This is a genomic window from Nocardia otitidiscaviarum (assembly GCF_007362295.1).
GTDB lineage: Bacteria > Actinomycetota > Actinomycetes > Mycobacteriales > Mycobacteriaceae > Nocardia > Nocardia otitidiscaviarum.
Map to the genome: position 1 here is coordinate 492,639 of NZ_CP041695.1, position 21,969 is coordinate 514,607.

Below are 21,969 nucleotides of genomic sequence, written 5' to 3' on the forward strand. Positions count from 1 at the left end.
TCAACCGATCCCGAGGGCGGCAGAGCCGAAGGTCGTCAGGATGCGCGGGCTCCGCGGACGGCAGTCGTGACCTACCAGGATCGTGCTGGCCGTGGGGCGAGGCCGCGGCGCGCAATGGGCGGGAGGGCGTGAACTCCTGCTGTTCGACACCGGTCTCGCCGACCCCGGCTGGGTGTATGCGGCGGGCTTGGGCTGGGCATCCGATCCCCGGGGGTGACGCTTCAGCTGCTCTGGCTGACCGACCACACATGGGGGCCGTGGCCAGAACACCGGCGTAGGTGGCAGCGAGCCAGCGGGCAGGTTGCTGTCTTCCTCGACATCGCGGGAAGCGGGTGGAATCTGCTCGGACCGCCCGCACCGACAGTGGTTGATCAGTCGGAGTCGACCGGCCGTTGCGCGTGGGTGCGTTCACGCCAGACTGCGCTCCGGCCAGCCGGAGCATGGCGATCCCGCACTGGAAGCTGCCCCTCGGTAGCGCCGCTGATCGATCGCGAGCCGCCTGCCCCGATACGGAACTGGGACCTGCCGTGGTGGCGTAGGGTCGAGGCAACGAGGCCATCGAGGCTTTCCGAACAGAGGACCAACCAGTTGTCCGATAAATCTCCGCGTAGCAAAATGTCCAAGGCTCAGGGCAAGACCCTGAAGGAGAAACGAGCGGAGAAGAAGGCCAAATCCGCCAACCCGCAGCCCGCAATCGAGGGTTTCGAGAAGAAGGGCAATAAGCACCGCTGAACTGCGGTTGGCCGCACCGGACGCGTGCCTATGCTCAGATGGGTGCATCTGGAGCTGGTGGCGATCGTGGTCGGCGGTCAGGTTGCTGGTCGCGTGGGGTTCTTCCTGCGGGTCGATGACTTTCAGTCGGAATATGCTCGGCTGCTCGCAGCGGGCGTCGAATTCGTGACACAACCGCGGTCCGAGCCGTATGGCCGGGTCGCGGTCTTCGTGGACATTGCCGGCAACCGGTGGGATCTACTGGGTCCTGCCCAGTCGTGGCCTGCCGGGATCGCGCCGCAGTCCGAGATTGTCGACTAAGAAGGGACGTCATGGAGCGTCCGGCTCGACGTCTTCGACGGATTCCGGCTCCACGTCGATGATCTCGCCATTGTGGCCCAGCAGGCTGAGCGCCCCGCGCATATCGCAATCCGGCTCGGCCAGCTGTTCGGCGGTGATCGGCCAACCGTCTTCGCCGACCGGCCAGATGCCATCGTCGCGGTGCAGGTAGGAGAGGTGGCCGCCGTCGCGGGCGGTCATGGCTCAGTCCTGACGGGCCGGTTCGAATCGGGGACGACCTTCCCGGCGTCGACCAGGGCCGACCATGCCGCGGCCTTGGTGTGGCAGGTGTCGAGGTGGCAGTTGATATGTACCTGCATGGCGAGGCCTGGGTGCTGCCGCCCCCATTCGCGGTTGTGGTGGCTGAGGCAGTCGAATCGCACCGTCGTTTCCCTCCGGTGAGCGGGTGTTTGGGAGGCGACGGCGCCGGGGATGGCTACGGGTTCACCCGGCGACGCTGCCTACCTTCGAGCCTCACAGTCGGCGGAAGTGCCAACAATGGCACTCTCGGGAGGGGAGTTCGGGAAGTGCCACCAGGCGCGGTGCAGAGAGCACTGTGGCCGTCAGTACTCCAGTCGCATCAGGTCGGACAGCTCGCGCATATCTGCGGTGAGGGTCCGGCGACGCCCGATGATGCGTCCGAGCAGATCCTTCGCCATGCGCTGTTCGACGAGCCATGGCCGTGCTTCCTGCGACAGCCGTTGAAGGATCTCGAAACCCGCGTCGTAGCGGCGCAGTTCGACGTGCGCCGCTACGACGTCGAGCAGGTGGCGATTGCGGTTGTCCGACGTCGGCCGCAGGCTGGTGGGAACGTCTCTCGCGAGTCGCAGGGCAAGGTCCGGGCGATCATCGACAACGGCGTTCTCGACTCGCTTCATAGCGACCGTGGCGGGGTCGAATGTCGTCCAATACTGGTGGTATCCAATTGCTTTCGGGCGTACGGCAACCGCAGCGGCCTGCGCGAGGCGCATCATCTCGTCTGCCTCGTCCGCCCGGTTATCGCGGATCGCGGCTGCGGAGCCACGCAGCAGCAACCACCCCCACGTCGATATCTCCTGCGTGCTCGCTACCGATAGGCGCGGCTCTACCCGGTCGGCCCACGCCACTGCCAGCTCGCGCACTTGCTCGAATCGCCTCTCCACCAACAGCAGCCAGCACAGCGTGATGATCGCCGATGCCGCGTCCAGGACGTTGCCGGTAGCCTCGGCATCCGCCAGGGCTTGTTCCAGGGCGGTGCGCGCGGTCTTCAGCTGGCGGGTCTGCACCATCACCGAGCCGGCCAGTTGCAGCACCCGTGACCGCATCAGCGGCGTCGCTGTCTTGCTGTCCTCGATCAGGCGCGGCAGCATTCGAGCCAGCGTCTCGTATTCATTGTTGTGGTACAGCGTCACCGCCGCCGCCAGCGATTCGCCGAGGCTCCGGCTAGCTACCGGGTCCGGCTCTGTTGCTGGCACCGGCGCAGCGATGGCGTCACGTGTCGGTAACCACAATGCGTTCCCCTCGCCGCCCCCTTCGGGCGGACTGGGGTTCGGCCCGAGTAGTGCGGTCAGGGGGCATTCGAGCGCGACCGCGAATCGGCGCAGGCTGTCGATACGGACGTCTTCGCGTTCACCCTGCTCGATCTTGCGGACCCATGACACCGAGACGCCCGCAGCCTGGGCCAACTCCTTCTGCGTGAGCCCGCGCCGCCGTCGAATTGATTGCAGGCGCGCGCCGATGCCTGCCACCACACTCATGCCACCACGCTACGACTGGTCGCGTTGTTCGTGCACGGCTTCCGACGTCACGCCGGCGACCGGAGCCGACTTGAAGCCGGACTGTCCGCGAGCCGCGCTCACTAGGCTGACCGGGTGTGGTTCACAACGGATGTCGAGCGTGGTGGGTGGCTGCTCGGGCGGGTCGGCGAGCACGGGGTCGGCAGTGTGGCCGGTACCGGATTCGAGGCGTATGCGCGGATTCTGCATCCGGTCGAGGCGATCCGCCGCGATGTCACGGTCACCGACGAGTGGGGCAATCCCGCGATCGTGGCGGAGGCGATGTGGCCGTGGGCCGAGGTCGCCGCGCGCAATGGGAGAGTGATGCATCCGCTGGTGCAGTGGCGCAGACTCACCGATGATGAGGACGAGGCGGCGATGTCGTTCGACGACGGTTGGGAGGTCGGCCAGACCGTCGAGGGGTGGTTCGATCCGAAGCTGTTGGCCGCGCTCTGCGTTCACCTGCGTGCGGCCACCGAGACACCCGAACAGGTGACGGCTGGGGTGTGGAACGGATTCGGTGAGCTGAATACATCCGCCGATGCGGTGTTCGTCGCGGCCACCGACGGCGATCCGCGGGACGTCGAGGGTGAGCGCGATCGAATCGACGCCGAATTGGCTGTGTCCGTCGCGCCGGAGGTTCGACAGGCGGTCGAGTCGGGGCCTTTCCTACGCTGGCCGGGACGTGACTTCTTACTGTTCGACACTGGTCTTGCCGAGCTCGCGGATCCCGGCTGGGTGTATGCGACGGGCCTGGGATGGACGACCGACTTTCCCGGGGTGATGCCCCAGCTGCTCTGGCCCGCCGACCACGCGTGGGTCGTGGCCAGCGAGATCGACTTCGACTCCACGATCGTCGCCGGCTCACGGGCGCTGATCGATGCGGTGTTGGCCGACAGTCGTTTCGAGGCTTACGAGATCGCCGAGGAGTCGGATCTGAGTTGGGGCGGCGACACGATCAACTCCGTGGCGGCGCCCGACCCCGGCCCGTCGAACTCCTCACATGAGGTTCAGCGCGATGGCGAGGGTGCCGAGTGTCGCCAGGATCGAGGTGGCACCCACGTGCATGCCGATCGACAGCCGGATGTCGTTGTACCGCCAGGCACACCAGTATCCGGGCAGGGTGAAGATCACCCGGGACAGCAGCACCCACGGCGTCCAGAAGTGGTACAGCGAGAACAGGAATGTGTTGACCACCGGCGCCGACCGGCCCAGGTGGGCGATGCGGGGCAGCAGGAAACCGCGGAAGTACAGCTCCTCGATGAGCGGAAGGGCGATCCCCGTGAGCGGTAGGCAGATCACCATGGTGATGAGGGTTATCGAGTGCGGGTAGCCGTCGAGATAGGTGATACCCCCGCGCTCGGCGGCATCCACGTACGGCAGCCAAGTGAAGAAGGGTTTGAAGTAGGCGTTCACCGGTGCCAGCGCGAAGCTCAGCGCCATCATCCACACGATCAGGGGGATGACCATGGCGACGAGTCTCCCGCGTGGGAGCGGCCTATCCAGGTAGTGCAGTACGCCGCGCAGCGAGACGTGGCCGTTGCGGATGCGTCCGAGCCACAGCAGCCCGGCCAGGATCGGGATCAGAATCAGGCACAGGGCGATCGCCCAGCCCAGGAAGCCGGGATAGCCGATGGCCTCGGTGAACGGCCTGCCGATCAGCAGATAGGCGGCGACGATCGCGGCACCGGGGACGAGGTGCAGCAGTACGGACAGCGGTAGGGAATGACGGTCACTGAGCAGGCGCTCGGCCAGTGCCACCGGCACCATACCGTTCCAGGTCGAATCGGCCGAGTTCGAAGAAGCGGTGGTGGGCAATGACTTTCCTTTCGATGACGTGGTGCGCAACAGCAACACCGTCGCCAACGCGGCTGACACGGCCCTGACACCGCCCTGACACGCCTGCGGACATGGGTGCTCGGTTCCGAAGGGCTGATACGGAACGCCGGGCCGTGCAGGGTCAGGGGCCGTCCGGAGCGATGGGGAGGGCGGGGCAGAGCCGGCGGTATTCGATGTCCGCGGAAACCCATTCGCGCCAGGTCTTCCGGCTCATGTTCGCGGTAAGCCTGCCGCAGAGTTCCGTCGTCACGGATTCGAATATCGGCCATTCGCGGACGACCCCCTCGATATCGGAGGTCACGAAGGTCTTGCCTTCCGGATGGAAGGTCAGGACGCTCGACAGAGAATCCAGGCCGAATTGGGAGATACCCCTGGAACTGCCCCGGGCGCTTCCCGTGGCAGCGTCCCACAGCCGAGTGGTTCCGTCTTGGCCGACCGTGACCAGCCACTTGCCATCCGGGCTGAATGCGGCGTTCACGACGGTGCCGAGGTGGCCGGACATCGGTCCGGCAATGGTCTCACCGGTCTCCACCTGCCAGATCCACACCCGGCCGTCGCTCCCACCGGTGGCAACGCGCTCACCGTCCGCGCTCACGGCGAGCGTGCCCAGTCGCGGCTCCGGCGTGATCGGCCGTCCCCGACTGCGACCGCTCTCGACATCCCAGATTCGGACGCGACCGTCGCTGTCGGCGGTGGCGAGCCAACTGCCACCCGGACTCAGATACGTTGTGGTGAAATCACGGGCGCGTTCGGTCATCGGATCGCCGATCACCTGGCCTGACTCGACCGCGACAACCTGGACCGCATTCCCCGTCTCGACCGTGGCCACCAGCCGGTCGGCGGAATCGAATGCGACAGCTCGCAGCCGGTCTCCGGGCACTCGCACCGGCCCCGCGATCAGGGTTCCCGTGTCGACGTTCCAGATGTACACGGCCCCGTCCTCGGGCACCATAGCCATTCGACTGCCGTCGGCATCGAGTGTCACGGTTATCGAGCCCTGAAGCTCATCGGGGACGTCGACTCGCGTGTCCAAGGGTGTGCTCGCGGCATGGCCGTTGCGCACATCCCACACACGCACCGCCCCACTCGCATAAGCCGCGGTCATACGTGACCCGTCCGGGCTGAAAGCCACTGCCTGGATATAGCGTTCGAGAAAGCCGGGGTCGTCGATCCGGAACCGACCCAGCGGTGGCTCCCAGACGCGGACCGTTCCGTCGCTGCCACCGGATACGATGCCGCGGCCGTCAGGACTGAACCCGACCGCCTGCACCGGGCCGACATGACCGGTCAGCGGACCCGCGGCCTTGTAGATCACGCTCGATCGTCCGTCATCGCTCGGGACGATCTGCCATGCGCGAACCGTCCCGTCCTCGTCGCCGGATGCCAGCATCGTCCCGTCCGGACCGAACGCGAGGGCATCGACACGGCCGGTATGGCCGTGGATCCCCGTACCGGTCAGTTCATCCTCGGTGATATCCCACACCCGAACCGAACCATCCTGATCGCCGGTGGCGATTCGTCGTCCGTCAGGAGCGAACGCCACGGCGGTGAAGTCCTCGACGAGCGCTCCGGTGATCACCTCGCCGGAATCGATCTCCCACACGTACGCCGTGCCGCCCACGACGGCAAGTAGGCGGCCGTCCGGGCTGAACGCCAGGGCGGACAGCGCAGGGTGCGAATCCGTCGGAGGTTCGGCCACCACGACGCCTGTTTCGATATCCACCACCTGAATCGTCCGGTTCTGGTCGGCGTAGGCGATGCGTCGGCCGTCCGGGCTGAAGGTGGCGGCCGGGACCCATCCCTCGCCGTCCGGGGCTCGATACAGGGTCTGTCCCGTACGAATGTCGAGCACTCGAAACCCATTGTCCCACACCGCGACCCGGCTGCCGTCGGGGCTGAGGGCGCGCGTCAGGAGCTGTGCGTCGACCGTCGGCGCACCGGCGTCGCGACCGGTTCGTGCGTCGAAGCTGTGGACCGCGCCGCCGGTGGTGCCCGCCCGGACACGGGTGCCGTCGGGGCTGAATCCCACGGTGTGGATCGGCTCCAGTTCGTTCACCCATCGAAGATCCGGGTTCGCGTACAGCAGATCGACCGCGGCGGTACGGACGCGCTCGTTCTCCGAGAGCTCGAGTGCGGCAAGGGTCAGTTGCATCGCGAGTACGGATCCACCGCCTTGCAGGCCGCTGGCCATGGCCTTGCTCTCCGCGATGAGCTGCAGCGCGAGACCTTCCCGGGCGCGCTCCCGCACATCGTTTCTCGCCTCGCGCGCCTGCACGAAGCCGACCACCGCGACCAGGGTGATCACCAGTGAAACCGCCGCCAGCACCAGCAGTCCGCGTGACTGTGTCCGGATGGCGGCGGCGTGTTCCTGCGCCTTCAGCTCGGCACGCGCCGCCGCCGCCGCGAGCGCTTCCGCCGCCTGCTGGCGTTCCTTGGCGACATGCAGTTCTTTGTGCTGCCGGCGCTTCTCGGCCTCGGCGCGTTCGTTCTCCCGCGCCCGAGACGCGGTGATATAGGCGCGAACCGGTTCCAGCCGCTCTCGAAAGCCGGGCTCGGTCACCAGTGATTCGGCTTCGACGAGTCTGGTGCCTTCGAGCAGCCAGGCCTCGTCGTGCTCGTTGCGCTCCCAGGAGCGCGCCGACTGTTCCAGTGCGTCAGCGTCTTTGAGTTCCTCCGCCCGGTGGCGCAACCATCCGGCGAGTTCATCCCATTGGCGCAGCAGGCTTTCCGTCGCCACTTCGACCACGGTCTCGCCGTTGCGATGGTCCTTCACCAGCAGGCGGGCCTCGACCAGCAGATCGACGAGAGGTCGGCTGTCGGCGGGCAGATCGCTCCAGCGGGCGATGCGGCGCAGCGGCTGGTCGTTCTCGGGGTTGATGGTCGCGAGCCATGGAATGAACGCGCTGCGCAGCAGCTTCAGTTGCGTGCGGCGTTCGGTGGGGTCGCCGGACAGTTGATTGTCGATCTCCGTGCGCACCACACGATTCATCGCGCCCATCGCGACGTACTCGTCCAGGGTCAGCATGCCGTCGTCGCCGTAGTCCTGGTACAGCCGGGACAGGGTGAGCGCTAGCAGCGGCAACGTGTCGGCGCCGTCGGTGCAGTCGACGAGGAGTTGGTCGAGCAGAGCGGGCTCGATCTCGAGACGGTGGCCGGCAGCGGTGGCGCGGGCCGCGGGGCCCGTGATCACCTCGCGAAAGCGGGTGCGAGGCAGCGGTTTCAGATGATCGAAGACGAGCGTGTCGATATCGGCGAATTGCGGTGCCGTTTGGAACAACTCGTAGCGATCGGTGCGGACGGTCAGCGCGACCAGCAGGGGTGCGGGGTCGGAGTCGGTGAGAACACGGGCGAGTATGTCCAGGAGCTGTCCGCCTTCGACCCCGGCGTCGGCACCGAACAGTTCCTCGGCTTGGTCGATGGGCAGCACCGGGGTGGGTTGGGCCGCGGCGGGGTCGATCAATCGGTCGTGAGCGGCGCGCGTGATCTCCCGCAGCCACTGCCGGACCAGGTCGACGCGGTGCGGCAGTGCGGATTTGATGTCGCCGAGCGACGGGCCGGACAGCCCGAGCCGAGTGCGCGTGCCATGGATCGCGGCCGCCAGACCCCGAGCGCCGGTGAGCGCGGCCCGCTCCGGACGGACGATATCGAGCACTGCGAACCGGCGGTCGTCGCGGGCCAGTCGCGGGAGCAGGCCCGCGCGCAGAAACGAGGACTTCCCCGTGCCCGAAGGACCCAGGATCGCGAACACCGAAGGTCGCGCACCGGCGCGCATGCCGCGCAGCATGTCCATCGCGCGCACGATCTGAACGTCACGACCGAAGTACACCGCGGCGTCGACCGCTTCGAAGGGCTGCCAGCCACGGTAGGGCGAGCGTTGGGGGTCGTTCGACGGCGGCCACGGAAAGTGTTGTGCGCCCAGCCCCGCCGTGCGCAAGCCGTCCAGCAGGCGGTGCAGGCCCTCGGTGCGGAAGGTGACGGGGGAGTGGCCGGCCACCGCGATCTCGGTCCGCGGGCCGTCACCGAAGAGGTCGCACCGCTGCCATTCACGGGTGATGTCGGTGTCGGTCAGCGGCTCCAGCCGGGCGCTGAATATGCGCTTACCGAGATTCTCGGCGGTGCGATACTCCACCGCGCATTCCCGCGAGGCCAGCCAGTCGGCCGACAGTAGGCAGATGACGGCTTCACAGCGTTCATTGGCGCGGACCAGGGCGTCCTTCCAGCGAACCCCCGCCGGGATACCGGTCTCTCGAGTCAGATCGAGGAAGATGTCCTCGGCCAGGCTCGGATCCTGTTCGATCAGCCACTGCCGCAGGGCGATCGCCTCGGCATTGTCCTTGCTCGAATGACTGAGGAATATTCGCGTCACCGATCTGCCCCCTCCCCTCGCCGCCGCTACTGCCGCGACGCCTGCTCGCTACGCTCGGCATCGGTGAGCCAAGCGCTGGTCTCCTGGGAGACAATGCGTTCCACCCGCTCGGCCAGCGCTTGCCGGCGATCGTCGGCACCGTACGGGCCCGCGCCGGCGAGATACAAATACCGCTGCTGCTTGAGTGATTCCGCGGTGGAGCGGTATCGCAGCCAGTTCGAATGCCACTGGAACAGCTGCTCGGCCCCCTCCGCGACGACCACGACGGCCGCGAGGCTCGCGGTCAACAGCGCCGGTGCGGAGATGAGGGCGACGACCGGCACGGTGGCACCGACCAGCAACTGCACCACTTTCACCGTCGTGTAGAGCCGCTTCGCTCGTCTGGCGTGGACTCGATACCAGGTGAGCTGATCGGTCAGTCGCGCCCATATCGGATCGTCATTACCGGGTGCCCCCACCACGTGCGTCTTATTCGCCTCCACCACAGCACAACTCATAGCACAGGTCTGCGAGTGACTTTGCGTCGATGATGGTGAAAGGCCCGTATATCAACTACCCAGCGGCCGTTAAGTATTCGTGATATTCGTCTGCCGACCGGGCATTGTCATCTCCTGGATCGGTGATCCGATCCGGCTCGAGCCGCAGCTACGGTGCGGGTGTCACCACCCGCACCGTAGGACACGAATCCGTCTGTGCGACAACCCCCTTACAGCACCACCAACGCCAGGGTGGTCGAGGTCGCCGCGGCGAGGGATGCGGCGGCGAAGGCGAGCGGGAGTTGAGTTCGCACATGATCCATGACGTCGCCACCGCAGGCGAGGGCGGACAGGATCGTCGTGTCCGAGATCGGGGAGGCCTGGTCGCCGAATACCGCGCCGCCGACGACGGCACCGAAGCACAGGTGCAGGTAGATCGGATTCGGGTCGATGGCGTAGGCGAGCGGCATCGCGAGCGGGAAGACGACCGCGAAGGTGCCCCACGACGATCCGATGGAGAACGCCACCACCATGCAGATGACCATCAGGATGGCGGGCAGCAGCGGGTCCACCACCCAGTTCGAGGTGGTCTCGACGATGTAGTTCGCGGTGCCGAGCTGTTTGGATACATAGCCGAGTGTCACCGCCAAGGCCAGGATCAGCGCGCCGACGGTCACGCCCTTACAGCCGTCGACGAAGCCTTCGATGGCCTCGCCGAGCGGGAGGCCCTTGACCAGCGCCAGCACGATCGCGGTGATCACAGCCAGGCCGAACCCCTGCGCGATGAGCACCTTCCCGGTGATGGCATAGGAGCCGACTACCACGGTGAGCAGGACGCCCATCGGAACGGCGAAGTCGGCGAGACCCGGCGAGTAGTCCTTGGGCAGCTTCATGGTGACCAGCTCGTCGGAGGTGATCGGCTTGGCGGTCGGGGAGTTGAGCTGTCCGGTGGTGCGGGCGCGGTGGATGGCCTTCTTCATCGCACCACCGACCCACGGCAGCTTTCCCCAGGCGAACAGCAGGGTCGCCAGCAGCGCGAAGATCGCATAGAAGTTGTACGGGATCGAGCTGATGAAGAACGCGATGCCCTGATCCTCGGTGGTGAACAGCGGGGTGGTCCCCACGATCAGCCCGGCCACGTAGAGCGGCCAGGCGTTGAACGGGAGCACGGTCGCGACCGGGGAGGCGGTGGAGTCGACGATGTAGGTCAGCTCCTCCTTCGACACCTTGTGCTTGTCGGTGAGCGGGCGCACGGTGGTGCCGGCCAGGATGGTCGAGATGGTGCCGCCCTGATGGAACAGCACGCCCACCAGCCAGCCGAAGACCCGGGCGCTGACGGGGCCGCGCACCAGGGTGCGGCCCGCCATCTCCGCGAATGCCTGCGCGCCGCCGGTGCGCGTCCACAGGCCGATCAACCCGCCCAGTGCCCACAGGTAGACCAGCAGGATGGTCGCGAACGAGACGGTGCCCAGCGACGGGAGCATGAACCCGTCGACGATGTTGTACTCCGCGCTCACGACGCCGCCGGTGACGACACCGAGGAACAGCGCCGCCACCACGTTCTTGGTGGCGAATACCACCACCAAGGTGACCAGGGCAGGCAGCAGGCTGAACGCGCCCACATGCTCACCCTCGCCGGGAAGCGTTCCGGGAGAAAGGAATCCGAGGGCGATCAAACCGACCGCAATGGCGATCACCCCGATGAGGCCGCGTGACCGGCCGATGCGCCGGGCGGGGGAGACCTTCCCCTCCGCCGCGTCGGCGCTCGGTCCGCCGGGCCGAGCGGAGTCCACGCTCGTTTCTCGGATCTCGGATATCGAATCTATGGATTCCGTGGACATGGCGACCTTTCCGATGCGATCCAGGGCGGAACTCCCGCTGGGAGACGGTCGCTGTCCACTGAACACGTTGTGTCGCAGTGGTATCCGTGCCCGGCGAGGCCGCGTTCCGGTTGGCGACGGCGGCGGAAAAGCTTCCTCGTATCTAATGTGCCGTCACTTAGTGGCACGATACTTGGTGTAGCGATGGTGGTTCTATCCCACGCTTCCCGCACATGGGAAACCTGTTGCGGATCTCACGCGTCTATCCGGTCACCGCGCCGGGGCGGGCATCGACCAGGATCGGCTTCCTCATGAACCGACGAGCGCGCGCAGCGGTGCGAGCGCGGTGCTCCACGCGACGAGCTGGTCGAGTGTCTTGTGCAAGGCGTCGGTGTGGTGGTCGCGGGGAGTGAAGGTGGTGAAGTTCTCGAAGTCGGTGAGCACCGAGATCGCCACCTGGTAACCCACGTCGGCCATGCCGAGGGTGCCGCAGATCGTCCGCAGTTGCACCACGGCGCGGGTGCCGCCGCCCGCGCCGTAGGAGACGAATCCGACCGCCTTGTTGGTCCACTCCGTGAACAGGTGGTCGATGGCGTTCTTCAGGACGCCGGGGATGCCGCCGTTGTACTCCGGTGTCACGATCAGGTAGCCGTCGAACGGGGCGATTCGCTCCGCCCACGCGCGGGTGTGCGGGTGGACCGATGGGCCGAACATCGGCGCCACCGGTTCGTCCAGATGCGGCAGCGGGTGGTCGCGCAGATCGATCAGTTCGACCTCGACGTCGGTGCGCTGTGACGCCGTATCGAGTACCCACCGGGCGATCTGGGGGCCATTGCGGTTGGGGCGGTGATCGGGTGTCCCTCGACGAGTCGATCGGCATGGCCTTCCTCATCGTGCTCGATTCGATGACGCCCGCCGAGCGGGTGGCGTTCGTCCTGCACGACGTCTTCCGCTACTCCTTCGCCGAGATCGCCGAGGTCGTCGGCCGCACCCCGGCCGCCTGCCGGCAGCTCGCCTCCAGCGCGCGCCGCCGCGTCGACCGCTCCCGCAGCGCACCGGGTGCCGACCGTGCCGAGGTGGTCCGGGAGTTCAAACAGGCTTGGGAGGCAAAGGATATCGACGCCTTGGTCGGCCTGCTCGATCCGCGGGCGATCGCCACGGCCGACGGCGGCGGGCTGGCCCCGACATTCCGCGACCCGATCATCGGCGCCGAGCGGATCGCTCGCGCCTGGATGCAGCTCGCCACCAGCGGCCCCGCGATCACCCTGGCGGAGCGGGTGGTGAACGGACAACCCGGCCTGGTCGCGCGACTCGACGGCACGATCATCTCGGTCTACGCCTTCGATATCGCCGACGGTCGGATCACCCGGGTCTGGGTGGTCCGGAACCCGGAGAAGCTGCGGGCATGGACCGCCGGGTGAGTTGAATCGATATCCGCCTCACATTTCGGGCGCCTGTGTCGTCGGAGGGAGTATGGAAGAACCGATCACGCCCAGCGACCTTCGAACGCGCCCGGGACACACGACGGACGACGCCGAGATACACCGCCACATCGGCAAATTGGTCGACGGGCTGCGAGCCAAGGATCTCGACGTCCTGAAGCGGCTGTACACCCCCGATGTCGTGTCCTTCGACATCGAGCCGCCACTGCGACACGTCGGGATCGCGGCCAAACTCGAGAACTGGGCGCGGGTATTCCTGGCCTTCGAGACCGTGGACTACGAGCTGCGCGACCTGACCTTCACCGTCGGCGGCGAGGTGGCGTTCGGGCACGCGTACGGTCGTCTCAGCGGGGTGCTGAGGAGTGGAACACGAACCAGCGGCATGTGGGTTCGAGTGACGTTCGGGATGCGCAAGATCGACAACACCTGGTTGATCGCACACGACCAGGTCTCGGTGCCGCTCGACATCATGAGCGGCAGGGGTGTGGTCGACCTCGAGCCCTGACGCGCCCTGTCGGTGCCGTCGTGTCCGGCCGGGGCCCTCGAAAACCCTTGGGAGGGAAACGCGTGCCATTCGGGACTGCCGATCCGGGACTTCCTCGACAGCCTCTAGCCGCACCGGTCGAACGCAGTGCGGCGCCGCGGTGTCAGGGAGAGTCGGCCGCGTGCACGGGCTGTATCGCGAAGAGTCCTTCAGCCAAATCGCCGCGACCTGGAGTGCGCTGACGCGCTCGGTTCGGTGAAGTCACTCCGGCAGGTTGTTTCGGTTGTCGTCGAGCCGGTGCGGCGCAGGTGGCGGACGTCGATCCTTGTCGATCTGTTCGATGTGGTTCTCCGCCGTTGCGCTTTCGGTGGGATCGAAGCCGGGGAGGGCCCAGTCTCCGTATGTTGGTCCCGGAGGACCGTTGGACCATTCGCCTCGCCGCTGCTTGCGGCGAATTCTGCGAAATGCCCACCAGTAGGCGGCCAGCATCACAGCTGGTGCGCCGAATATCAGAAGGGCTTCCATGGACCGAGAGTAATCGGGGAGCGAATTCGGACGACCAGGGAGTAGCCGGACCTCGATGCGCAATCGGTCAGGAATCGAGAAGCGCTGGCCTTCGGGGCGCCCATAGCGTGGCTGATGTGTGTATGACCCGCCTGAACGGACCAAGGAGGCAAGGGATGAAGGCGAATATGAGTTCGGTGCTGCTGGGGGTCGCTGATATGGAGCGGTCGAAGCGGTTCTATGAAGGGCTCGGGTGGAAGGTCGAGCGGGATTACGGGGTGTCGGTGTTCTTCGCCGCCGACGGGGGGACGCTGATCGGGCTGTACGGGCGCGACGGGCTGGCCGCGGAGATGGGGGTGAGCCCGGAGGGCAGCGGGTTCGGCGGGATGGTGTTCACCTATGTGGTGCGCAGTGAGGCTCGGGTGGACGAGATCCTGAACGAGGCCGAGCAGGCCGGTGGGACGATTCTCAAGCCCGCCGCGGCGACGGAGTGGGGCGGTTACGGCGGGACGTTCGCGGACCCGGACGGCTATGTCTGGAGCATCGGATTCAGCGCTCAGGGCGCGGACCAGGCGTACGCCGAGTAGTGGACCGTCGTTTCGGCGTCGACGCCGCGCGCGTCGACGCCGAACCGCAAACACAGCGAGTGATAGACAGTGGTGATGGCGGACAAACACGCGCGATTCCGGGCGACCGTGATCCCCTCCGGCAATGCGGCCGGAGTGGAGGTTCCGGAGCAGGTCATCGAGGATTTCGGGGCGGGTAGACGGGCACCCGTGCTGATCACCGTCAACGGGCACAGCTGGCGCAGTCGGGTCGCCGCCATGCGTGGGCAACTTCTCATCGGGCTCAGCGCCGCCAATCGAGCCGCCGCCGGGATCGAACTCGGCGACGAGATCGAGATGGAGCTGACCCTCGACGAGCAGCCGCGCGAGGTCGATGTGCCCGACGAACTTGCCGCCGCGTTGCGGAAAGCCAACTTGCGCAAAGCGTTCGACGCGCTCTCCTACAGCCGCCGTCGGCAGCACGCGCTCGCGGTCGAGAACGCGAAGACCGCGCCCACCCGGCAGCGTCGTATCGAAGCCGTGCTCGCCGCACTGTACGGCGACTGAGCCGAGGCCGATCGGCGTCGACCGCGCGGAATCGGACCTGTCCGATTCCGGATGTCCGATGCTGTCGGGAAATGTCCCTCGAATCGGTCGTGAACCGTCCGCTGTGTGGCGGCGCGGACCCTCGGCGCGGGGCGGATTCCTCCGTACCTTTCGAAGTGTCCGAAAACGGAAGCGAATCAACGGGATTCGCGCTTCCGGGATCGCTCATCGAAAGGAAGAATCATGTCTCGTCTCCCCCTCGTGCAGCCCGAACAGGCCACCGGCGTCGCCGCGGAACTGCTTGCCACGGTGCAGAAGTCGCTCGGCGTCACCCCGAATATGACCAAGGCGATGGTGAACAGCCCGGCCGTGCTGCAGGCGTACCTGGGCTTCTCCGGCGCGCTGGGCGGCGGCAAGCTGTCGGCCGCGGTGCGGGAGCAGATCGCGCTGCTGGTGGCGCAGGAGAACGGGTGTGACTACTGCCTGTCGGCGCACACCTACATCGGCACCAACCTGGCGGGCCTGCAGGCGTCCGATACCGAGCGGGCGCGACGCGGGCAGGGCACCGATCCGACCGCGCAGGCCGCACTGACGCTGGCGGCGGCCGTGGTGCGCACGCGCGGCGGCATCGAGGACGCCGATGTGAAGTCCGCGCGGGAGGCGGGTCTCGGCGACGAGGAGATCGCGGAGGTGCTCGGCAACGTCGCGCTGAACGTGTTCACCAACTACTTCAACAAGGCCGGTGGCGTCGAGATCGACTGGCCGGTGGTGCGCGCCGACAGCTAGATCGACGGGGAAATCCGCCCGGGGCGCGGATCGCGTTCCGGGGCGGGCGATCTAGCCGGTGCGGCGCAGCTCGGCCGGGCTGGTGCCGTACCAGCGGTGGAAGGCGCGGCGCAGGGCGCGCACATCGCTGTAGCCGACGCGGGCGGCGATCGATTCCAGCGTCAGCGAGGCGTCGCGCAGCAGCCGGGTGGCGCGCTCCTGCCGGGCGCGCTCCACCATCTCGCGCCAGCTGATCTGCTCCTCGGCGAGCCGTCGTTGCAGGCTGCGTGGGCTCATGGCGAGCCGGGCGGCGACCCGATTCAAATCCGGTGAACTCCCGTCGTCGAAGATCGCCTCGATCTCCGCGTACACCTTGTCGAGCCAGCCCAGTACCGGCCGGGCCGCGGTGATCAGCGTGGCCGCGTGATCGGTCACGATGGCGTGCAGCGCCGGATCGGAGCCGGGCAGGGCGGCGCGCGCATCGCGCTCGTCGATGAGCACCCGCGCGTGGTCGGCGCCGAAGTCGATCGCGTCGGTGCCGAAGAAGCGGCGCAGGTGATCGTAATGGCGGGGCGCGCGGCCCGGCAGCAACACCTGCCGCGGAGCGATGTCCCGGTGCAGTGCCGCGCGGGCCTGCTGGATCACCAGCCCCAGCGCGAACTCGCCGATGATCTGTTCCAGCTCGCTCGGCTCCGGCCCCAGATACGCGACCGACAGCGCACCGTCCTCACTACTCACCTCCAGCCGCGACTCCGGACTGGTAACGGCCGCGAAATTGGCGGAGAGCGCGACGAACCCGCTGGCCAAGGTGTCCGACGAGGAAACGAGGTAGTCGCCCGTGCGCAGCATGCCGCGCTCCCAGCGGGACGACACCCGCACGCCCCCGCCGAGCGGTTGCAGGGCGTGAACGGCGGTGTCCCACAGGTGATGGAGGGTGGCGGTGGGGATCCGTATCCGGGGGTCGGCGGTGTCCAGGGGTACGGCCCCGAGTGCCCGGTCGATCTCGGCCTGCGGAATACCCGCCGTACGGGCGGCATCCGCGATCAGGCGCGCGAGGTAGGCCGGAACAGTCCTGTCGATCACCGAGGCATATTAACCGCCAGAATTGTCAAGTATGTCCGCATGATTGGCGTGGAATGTCCGCTTTCTGGCGCGTTCGAGCCGCCGGAGTCCGCCACGCTGGTGTCCTCGGACGTCGAGGTGCGGTGACCTTCTGCCCTTGGGATGGGCGTCCGCCGGGATCAGGCTGAGGTGGTCGTAAACGAATGTGTCGGCGCAGCGCCGACTTTCGAGGAGGAACGCCATGAAACCGTTGTCGGAATCGCTGCTGGAACTGTCGGATCGGGTCAAGCGGATCGAGGAGGCGTCGGCGGCGGCGCGGGAAAAGAACCGGGCCGCGGTGCAGACGCGGCGGGAGGAGTTCGAGACCGCGGTCGAGCGGGAGGGTAAGGAGTTCGAGCACACCGCCACCGAGATGCGGGAGGCGACGCAGCGCTGGTGGGCCGAGACCAAGAACGCGCTGGAGCGCCAGTTCGAGGCCATGCGAGCCGATTTCGAGCAGTGGCAGGCCGATGCGCACGGCGAGGCGACGGGGAAGGCTTCGCCGCGTGCGGTACAGAGCGCCGAGGATGTCGCGGAGGTCGCCGTCGTCCTGGCCCGCTACTGCCTCGACGCCGCCGAATGGGCCGTCGCCCGGGCGCAGCGGGCCCTCGGCGACACCGAGGAGAAGGCCGACGTACCGGCTGAGCAGCCGGTACGGCAGGGCTGACCTTCACAGGGGCGCGGCGTACTCAAACCGCGGCCGGGACCGGGATGGGCAGGGTGCGCGCCCACTCGCGCGCCATGTCCATGGCCCGTACCTCGGTCGAGGCGTCGTGGCGGCCGTGCTCGCCGACCTGGGTCGCGCCGCACGCGGTCAGCTTCTCGGCCGCGATCTCGCCGCCGCGGTTGTAGGTGTCGCCGTAGACGGTGTCGCCGAGTCCGAAGACCGCGAAGCGCAGCCCGGCCAGGTCGGGCGTGGTGGCGTCGAGCCGGTCGAAGAAGGGTTCCGCGCCGGTGGGCAGGTCGCCGTCGCCGTAGGTGGAGCAGACGACGATGTGGAAATCGTCGGCGGTCAGGTCGCCGGGGTCGAAGTCGGTCATGTCGTAGACCGAGACGTCGTACGCCGACAGTTCGTCGGCGACGCACTCCGCGACCGCCTCGGACGTACCCATTTCGGAACCGAACAGAATGACGACGCGCACCACGTCTCCCTTCTCGGATAAGTTAGCCTAGCCTAGGCTAACTTATCTGATGGGAGTCTTCCGCCGACGCAGCAGGAAGGGCAGACTCGCCAGCCCGACCGGAACGAGCAGTACCAGGATCGAATCCCGGAAGGCGGAGACGAACACCGTCCCGGCCAGACTCTCCGACGACTCGCGGACCGCCGTCGCCACCTGTTCACGCAGCGCCGAATTACCCTGCTGCTGAGACGATTCGGAATGATCACAGCCCGCCGGAGTGCGCTCCGGCGTGGGCGACTGGAGTTGCAGCGTCGCACACCGGGAGAATTCGCCCGCGATGCTGGGCGCGAACGGCGTCACCGCCGTCAGTCGCTGCTGTAGTTGGTCCCGTTCGGTGCTCACCGCCGCCGGGGCGCCGGCGGCGACGGAGTGGAAGAACAGAATGCCGATCAGCGCCACCCCCAGCGAGTTCCCGACCTGCTGTGCCGTCGGCACCAGCCCGGACGCCGAATCGATCGACCGCGGCGGCACCGCCGCCACCACCGCGATCTGCAAGCGGGCCGCCGCCACCCCCACACCGAAGCCGCCGAGCAGCAGCGGCACCAGCAGCACCGGCCACGACAGCCCGGCCGGAGACGGATCCAGGGCCAGCAGCCAGCCCACCAGCAGCACCCCGAACAGCACACACCCCACACCGACCATCCGATTGCCCAGCGCCCGCGCGAATTTCGGTGCGATCAGGGCCCCGGCCACCGCTCCGGCCGAGAAGGGCAGGGTGGTCACACCGGTGCGCAGCGCGGTGTACCCGAGCCCGAATTGCAGCGATACCGACATGGTGAACAGATAGGCCGCGAACACCCCGTACACCACCAGGCAGGCCACGATCCAGTAGGCGAAGCGCGCCGAGACGAACAGGCCCGGATCGACCAGCGGCGCACCGCCCCGCGCGGCCGTCCGGCGTTCGTGTGCGACGAAGGCCGCCAGTACCGCCACCGATGCCGCCAGCATGGCGAGAATCGTTGTCGACCAACTGTGTTCGCGGCCGATCGACAGTCCGTAGACCAGCAGGAAGAGGCCGATCGCCGCCAGTATCGCGCCACCGACGTCCACGGTGCAGCGCTCGGACGCCACCGAGCCGCGCAACTGCCGGGCGGCCAGCACCAGCGCCACCGCTCCGGGAATCAGGTTCACCAGGAAGATCGACCGCCACGACAGGTCGAGCGGATTCGCGCCCAGCAGCAGCCCGCCGACCAGCGGGCCGAGCATGGCCGCCGTACCTGCGGTCGCACCGTACAGCGCGAAGGCCAGATTGCGGCGGCCGGTGTCGGCGAACCGCGCGCTGATGATCGCGATGGGCTGCGCGGAGACGGCTCCGGCGGCCGCACCCTGGAGCACGCGCGCCGCGATGAGCGCGAGCGGGGTGGGCGCGATACCGCACAGCACCGACGCCCCCACGAACACCGCGAGCGCCGCGGTGAAGAAGCCGCCGCGCCCCCACCGCATCCCCAGCCGCGCACTCGGCAGCAGCGAGCAGGCCAGCGCGACGGTGTAACCCGTGAGCATCAGCGAGGATTCGGCCGAACTCGCACCGAGTTCGCGCACGATATCCGGGATCGCGACGGTGACGATGGTCGCGTCCAGCATCTGCATGAACACGGCGATGAACACGGCCGTCACCGCGAGCCAAGCCGAGGAGTGCGCCGCGGGGGCGGCGGTGTCCCGCGATACGCGCAGTGCGCTCATGGGCTGCCCCTACGCGACATCGAGGGAGAGCGGGCTGGTCTCGGAGTGCGTGATCGACTCCATGACCTCGGTCAGCGCATCGCAGTAGCGGGCCATCGAACGCGCGGCGATATCGGTATCCGGGAACAGCGATGCCATCCAGATCATGTCGTGGGTGCGCTGCACCCAGGAGTACACCTCCTCGGAGGTACCGCGGCTGCCGAAGAAGGAGAAGTCGATCGCGGTGAACAACTCCGCGCCGGGCAGCTTGCGCATGTCCAGGAATGACAGCATCGGAGCGACCCAGCCGCGCCGGACCTCGAATCCGTCCTGGGATTCCAGCAATTCGACGACCCGGTGCAGCGACACCTCCGACAGGCAGCGGCCGTCGGCGAAGGCGGCGTCGGCGCGGCGGGCGGTATCGGCGAAGCTCTCCGCGGGGTCGAAGTCGAAGGCGATCGGAATCAGGCTCGCGTACCAGCCCACCGAGCGCCGTTCGGCCGCGCTGACCCTGGTGTTCTTCGGCGACAGGTTGAAATACCGGGTGCGACCGGACAATTCGTACTCGGCATGGGCCGCGGCGGCGAAGATGCCGGACACCAGGCGCACCCCCGCACGTTCGCATTCGGCCTCGAAGCGGTCGGCCGCGTCGCCGGACAGCAGCACCCGGCGGTCCGAGGCGGCCGACGCCGACTCTCGGGTACCGGGATCACGCAGCGGCAGCGGGAAGCTGGGCAGCCTGCCGCCATTGGCCATGATCCGATCGGCCCAGGCCACGATCTGCGGTGACCGCGCGTCCAGCGCCGCGGCCCGGGAACGCTCCCGGCCGCTGTGCTCGCGGTAGCTCGCCGCGGGCACGGCGTCCAGGTGCTGCGCACCACTCGGGTCGTAATAGAGCTGCACGAGTTCACCGCTGATGATCCCGCCGGAGACGGCATCGCAGTTGATGTGATCGGAGGCCACCACGAAGGTGAACGAGGTGCCGTGGTCGATCACCGCGAAGGTGAAGCAGTCCCAGCTGGTCGGCCCCGGGGTCAGCCGCTGGAGAATGCGGCTCACCAGCGGGCCGTCGATCTCACCCCAGGAGTCGGCGGTGAGCTGGATGTCCTCGGGCGCGAGCACGCGGCGCTGGATTCCGGCTGCGCCGTCGATCTCGAACCAGCTGTGGAAGGAATCGTGTCGCCGCACGATCGCGGTCGTGGCGCGGACCAGCGCCGGAATATCGGGTGCGCCGTCGAGGGTGAACGCGCACAGCACCAGGCGATCGAACCGGCGACCCGACAGTTTCGCGGTGCGCGCCATTTCCAGGTACGCGTCCTGCTGAAAGGACGGTGGGGTGGCATCGGCGCGGGCGCGAAAAGCCGCCGCCCGCGAGGTTTCACTGGGACGGATGACGGTCAACTGGCCGCCTTTCGGCCGCCAATCGTCGATGAGTCCGCTCTGCATCATGGCAAGGAGTCCTCTGAAATGGTGGAAGTCGAATTCAGGACGCGATTTTCAGCAGCGATCGGATGGGCGGCCGCTGCTGCGCGTGCAGGTCGAATTCGCGGGGTACGAATCCGTCCACGCCGAGTGGGAACTGGACGATTCCGGCGCCGGAATCGGGGAGCCCGCAGCGTCCGAGCGCGGTCGCGACGATCTGGCGGCTCATCACCCCGAGTTCGTGCAGCGGCCGATTGCGGTGCTTGCGCACGCCGAGGTCGACCTGCCCGATGCCCTCCGCACCGTACTGGTCGAAGACGTCGATCAGCAGCCCGATCTCCACGCCGTAGTGCGGCGCGAAGGCGAGCCGCTCGAGCGCCTGCCGGGTGGCGGCGTATTCCCCGCCCAGCGGTTGCACCACGTGGCGCAGCCCCGGGCGCAGCGCGGCCAGCAGCGGGCGGGCCACGAGTTCGGTGACCCGGCCACCGCCGGATTCGTCGAACGACTCACCCACCAGCAGCGGCCGACGGTAGTAGCCCTTGCAGAAGACCAGGGCCGGGTCGAGCAGGAGCGGGCCGATGAGCTTGGGGACGAACTGCGGATCGGGATCGATGAGATCGGAATCCATGAACATCACGATGTCGCCGGAGGCGACGGCGAGGGAGCGCCACAGCACCTCGCCCTTTCCCGGAACGGGGGGATGGTCGGGAAGTACCGATTCCCGGCTGACCACGGTGGCGCCGGCTTCGGCGGCGACGCGCATGGTGGCATCCGTGGACCCGGAATCCATGACGATCAACTCGTCGACCAGGCCGGCCGGCAGACGCCGCACGGCCCGGACCACCTCACCCACGGTGGCTTCCTCGTTCAGTGCCGGAAGCACTACGGAGACGGTCCGTCCGTCCTTGGCGGCGATCAGGTCGCGCGCCGTCCACCCCGGGTTTGCCCAGGTGCGGATGCCCTCATCAGATTTCGCGAACAGACCGGTCATATCGACCACCTCTTCTGGTGC

21 protein-coding genes are annotated in these 21,969 nt (G+C 67.6%); 7 read left to right on the forward strand and 14 right to left on the reverse strand.

Going from position 1 to position 21,969, the window contains the following annotated elements:
• The first annotated feature begins 774 nt into the window (after positions 1-774).
• Positions 775-1,032: a VOC family protein gene (locus FOH10_RS02025; protein WP_221937917.1), complete on the forward strand. Its 258-nt coding sequence runs from the start codon at positions 775-777 to the stop codon at positions 1,030-1,032.
• A gap of 9 nt (positions 1,033-1,041) precedes the next feature.
• Here FOH10_RS02025 and FOH10_RS02030 read toward each other — a convergent pair whose 3' ends face one another.
• The 8 genes from FOH10_RS02030 to FOH10_RS02065 all read right to left on the reverse strand — a co-directional run bounded on the left by FOH10_RS02030 (position 1,042) and on the right by FOH10_RS02065 (position 12,127).
• Complete coding sequence (locus FOH10_RS02030; RefSeq protein ID WP_143979401.1) at positions 1,042-1,251, reverse strand: hypothetical protein; 210 nt, start codon at positions 1,249-1,251, stop codon at positions 1,042-1,044.
• 362 nt (positions 1,252-1,613) lie between these two features.
• Entirely contained in the window at positions 1,614-2,786 is a 1,173-nt protein-coding gene (locus FOH10_RS02035) for a helix-turn-helix domain-containing protein (RefSeq protein ID WP_143979402.1), read from the reverse strand.
• 9 nt (positions 2,787-2,795) lie between these two features.
• A complete protein-coding gene (locus FOH10_RS02040) occupies positions 2,796-3,266 on the reverse strand; it encodes a hypothetical protein (RefSeq protein WP_143979403.1) in 471 nt (156 codons plus the stop codon).
• 537 nt (positions 3,267-3,803) lie between these two features.
• Positions 3,804-4,622: a CPBP family intramembrane glutamic endopeptidase gene (locus FOH10_RS02045; RefSeq protein WP_228812487.1), complete on the reverse strand. Its 819-nt coding sequence runs from the start codon at positions 4,620-4,622 to the stop codon at positions 3,804-3,806.
• A gap of 142 nt (positions 4,623-4,764) precedes the next feature.
• Positions 4,765-9,009, reverse strand: a complete 4,245-nt coding sequence (locus FOH10_RS02050) for an nSTAND1 domain-containing NTPase (protein ID WP_143979404.1) — start codon at positions 9,007-9,009, stop codon at positions 4,765-4,767.
• A 26-nt stretch (positions 9,010-9,035) separates the two neighbouring features.
• On the reverse strand, positions 9,036-9,494 hold the full coding sequence (locus tag FOH10_RS02055; RefSeq protein WP_186000684.1) for a DUF4231 domain-containing protein: 459 nt from the start codon (positions 9,492-9,494) through the stop codon (positions 9,036-9,038).
• A gap of 221 nt (positions 9,495-9,715) precedes the next feature.
• Positions 9,716-11,278 (reverse strand): Na+/H+ antiporter NhaC family protein, encoded by a 1,563-nt coding sequence (locus FOH10_RS02060; protein ID WP_221937918.1) that lies wholly within the window; start codon positions 11,276-11,278, stop codon positions 9,716-9,718.
• Between the two features lie 336 nt (positions 11,279-11,614).
• The gene (locus FOH10_RS02065) at positions 11,615-12,127 is read right to left on the reverse strand and encodes an NADPH-dependent FMN reductase (protein ID WP_143979407.1); all 513 of its coding nucleotides are present in this window, start codon (positions 12,125-12,127) and stop codon (positions 11,615-11,617) included.
• A gap of 32 nt (positions 12,128-12,159) precedes the next feature.
• Here FOH10_RS02065 and FOH10_RS02070 point away from each other — a divergent pair, with 32 nt between their 5' ends.
• The gene (locus tag FOH10_RS02070; protein WP_244961528.1) at positions 12,160-12,726 is read left to right on the forward strand and encodes a sigma factor-like helix-turn-helix DNA-binding protein; all 567 of its coding nucleotides are present in this window, start codon (positions 12,160-12,162) and stop codon (positions 12,724-12,726) included.
• 52 nt (positions 12,727-12,778) lie between these two features.
• Positions 12,779-13,252: a YybH family protein gene (locus tag FOH10_RS02075; RefSeq protein ID WP_143979408.1), complete on the forward strand. Its 474-nt coding sequence runs from the start codon at positions 12,779-12,781 to the stop codon at positions 13,250-13,252.
• A 240-nt stretch (positions 13,253-13,492) separates the two neighbouring features.
• Here the strand turns inward: FOH10_RS02075 and FOH10_RS02080 are convergent, their stop codons facing one another.
• Positions 13,493-13,756, reverse strand: a complete 264-nt coding sequence (locus FOH10_RS02080; protein ID WP_143979409.1) for a hypothetical protein — start codon at positions 13,754-13,756, stop codon at positions 13,493-13,495.
• 155 nt (positions 13,757-13,911) lie between these two features.
• Between FOH10_RS02080 and FOH10_RS02085 the strand changes: the two genes are divergently transcribed.
• From FOH10_RS02085 to FOH10_RS02095, 3 genes are all read left to right on the forward strand, one after another.
• Positions 13,912-14,322 (forward strand): VOC family protein, encoded by a 411-nt coding sequence (locus FOH10_RS02085; protein ID WP_143979410.1) that lies wholly within the window; start codon positions 13,912-13,914, stop codon positions 14,320-14,322.
• A 75-nt stretch (positions 14,323-14,397) separates the two neighbouring features.
• Positions 14,398-14,847 carry a YdeI/OmpD-associated family protein gene (locus FOH10_RS02090; RefSeq protein WP_143979411.1) on the forward strand — a complete coding sequence of 150 codons (450 nt, stop codon included), beginning with the start codon at positions 14,398-14,400 and terminating at the stop codon, positions 14,845-14,847.
• A gap of 222 nt (positions 14,848-15,069) precedes the next feature.
• Positions 15,070-15,612, forward strand: a complete 543-nt coding sequence (locus FOH10_RS02095) for a carboxymuconolactone decarboxylase family protein (RefSeq protein WP_143979412.1) — start codon at positions 15,070-15,072, stop codon at positions 15,610-15,612.
• A gap of 51 nt (positions 15,613-15,663) precedes the next feature.
• On the opposite strand, the gene FOH10_RS02100 is transcribed toward FOH10_RS02095, so the two are convergent.
• Positions 15,664-16,674, reverse strand: a complete 1,011-nt coding sequence (locus FOH10_RS02100) for an AraC family transcriptional regulator (RefSeq protein WP_143979413.1) — start codon at positions 16,672-16,674, stop codon at positions 15,664-15,666.
• Positions 16,675-16,894: 220 nt separating this feature from the next.
• On the opposite strand from FOH10_RS02100, the gene FOH10_RS02105 reads away from it, so the two are divergent.
• Positions 16,895-17,359, forward strand: coding sequence for a hypothetical protein (locus FOH10_RS02105; protein WP_143979414.1), 465 nt, complete (start codon positions 16,895-16,897; stop codon positions 17,357-17,359).
• A 22-nt stretch (positions 17,360-17,381) separates the two neighbouring features.
• Here FOH10_RS02105 and FOH10_RS02110 read toward each other — a convergent pair whose 3' ends face one another.
• Genes FOH10_RS02110 through FOH10_RS02125 form a run of 4 tightly spaced genes read right to left on the reverse strand, consistent with a single transcriptional unit; the run spans position 17,382 to position 21,948 of the window.
• Positions 17,382-17,834: a flavodoxin domain-containing protein gene (locus tag FOH10_RS02110; RefSeq protein ID WP_143979415.1), complete on the reverse strand. Its 453-nt coding sequence runs from the start codon at positions 17,832-17,834 to the stop codon at positions 17,382-17,384.
• 42 nt (positions 17,835-17,876) lie between these two features.
• On the reverse strand, positions 17,877-19,556 hold the full coding sequence (locus FOH10_RS02115; protein WP_143979416.1) for an MFS transporter: 1,680 nt from the start codon (positions 19,554-19,556) through the stop codon (positions 17,877-17,879).
• Positions 19,557-19,565: 9 nt separating this feature from the next.
• Positions 19,566-20,984 (reverse strand): condensation domain-containing protein, encoded by a 1,419-nt coding sequence (locus FOH10_RS02120; RefSeq protein WP_143979417.1) that lies wholly within the window; start codon positions 20,982-20,984, stop codon positions 19,566-19,568.
• Between the two features lie 34 nt (positions 20,985-21,018).
• A complete protein-coding gene (locus tag FOH10_RS02125; protein WP_143979418.1) occupies positions 21,019-21,948 on the reverse strand; it encodes a glucosyl-3-phosphoglycerate synthase in 930 nt (309 codons plus the stop codon).
• Between the last annotated feature and the right edge of the window lie 21 nt (positions 21,949-21,969).

Excerpts from the sequence above, each read along its gene's own strand:
- FOH10_RS02080 (WP_143979409.1), bottom strand. The coding sequence starts at position 13,756 with ATGGAAGCCCTTCTGATATTCGGCGCACCAGCTGTGATGCTGGCCGCC.
- FOH10_RS02120 (WP_143979417.1), bottom strand. The coding sequence starts at position 20,984 with ATGATGCAGAGCGGACTCATCGACGATTGGCGGCCGAAAGGCGGCCAG.
- FOH10_RS02115 (WP_143979416.1), bottom strand. The coding sequence starts at position 19,556 with ATGAGCGCACTGCGCGTATCGCGGGACACCGCCGCCCCCGCGGCGCAC.
- FOH10_RS02030 (WP_143979401.1), bottom strand. The coding sequence starts at position 1,251 with ATGACCGCCCGCGACGGCGGCCACCTCTCCTACCTGCACCGCGACGAT.
- FOH10_RS02105 (WP_143979414.1), top strand. The coding sequence starts at position 16,895 with ATGAAACCGTTGTCGGAATCGCTGCTGGAACTGTCGGATCGGGTCAAG.
- FOH10_RS02095 (WP_143979412.1), top strand. The coding sequence starts at position 15,070 with ATGTCTCGTCTCCCCCTCGTGCAGCCCGAACAGGCCACCGGCGTCGCC.
- FOH10_RS02035 (WP_143979402.1), bottom strand. The coding sequence starts at position 2,786 with ATGAGTGTGGTGGCAGGCATCGGCGCGCGCCTGCAATCAATTCGACGG.
- FOH10_RS02075 (WP_143979408.1), top strand. The coding sequence starts at position 12,779 with ATGGAAGAACCGATCACGCCCAGCGACCTTCGAACGCGCCCGGGACAC.
- FOH10_RS02085 (WP_143979410.1), top strand. The coding sequence starts at position 13,912 with ATGAAGGCGAATATGAGTTCGGTGCTGCTGGGGGTCGCTGATATGGAG.
- FOH10_RS02090 (WP_143979411.1), top strand. The coding sequence starts at position 14,398 with ATGGCGGACAAACACGCGCGATTCCGGGCGACCGTGATCCCCTCCGGC.
- FOH10_RS02125 (WP_143979418.1), bottom strand. The coding sequence starts at position 21,948 with ATGACCGGTCTGTTCGCGAAATCTGATGAGGGCATCCGCACCTGGGCA.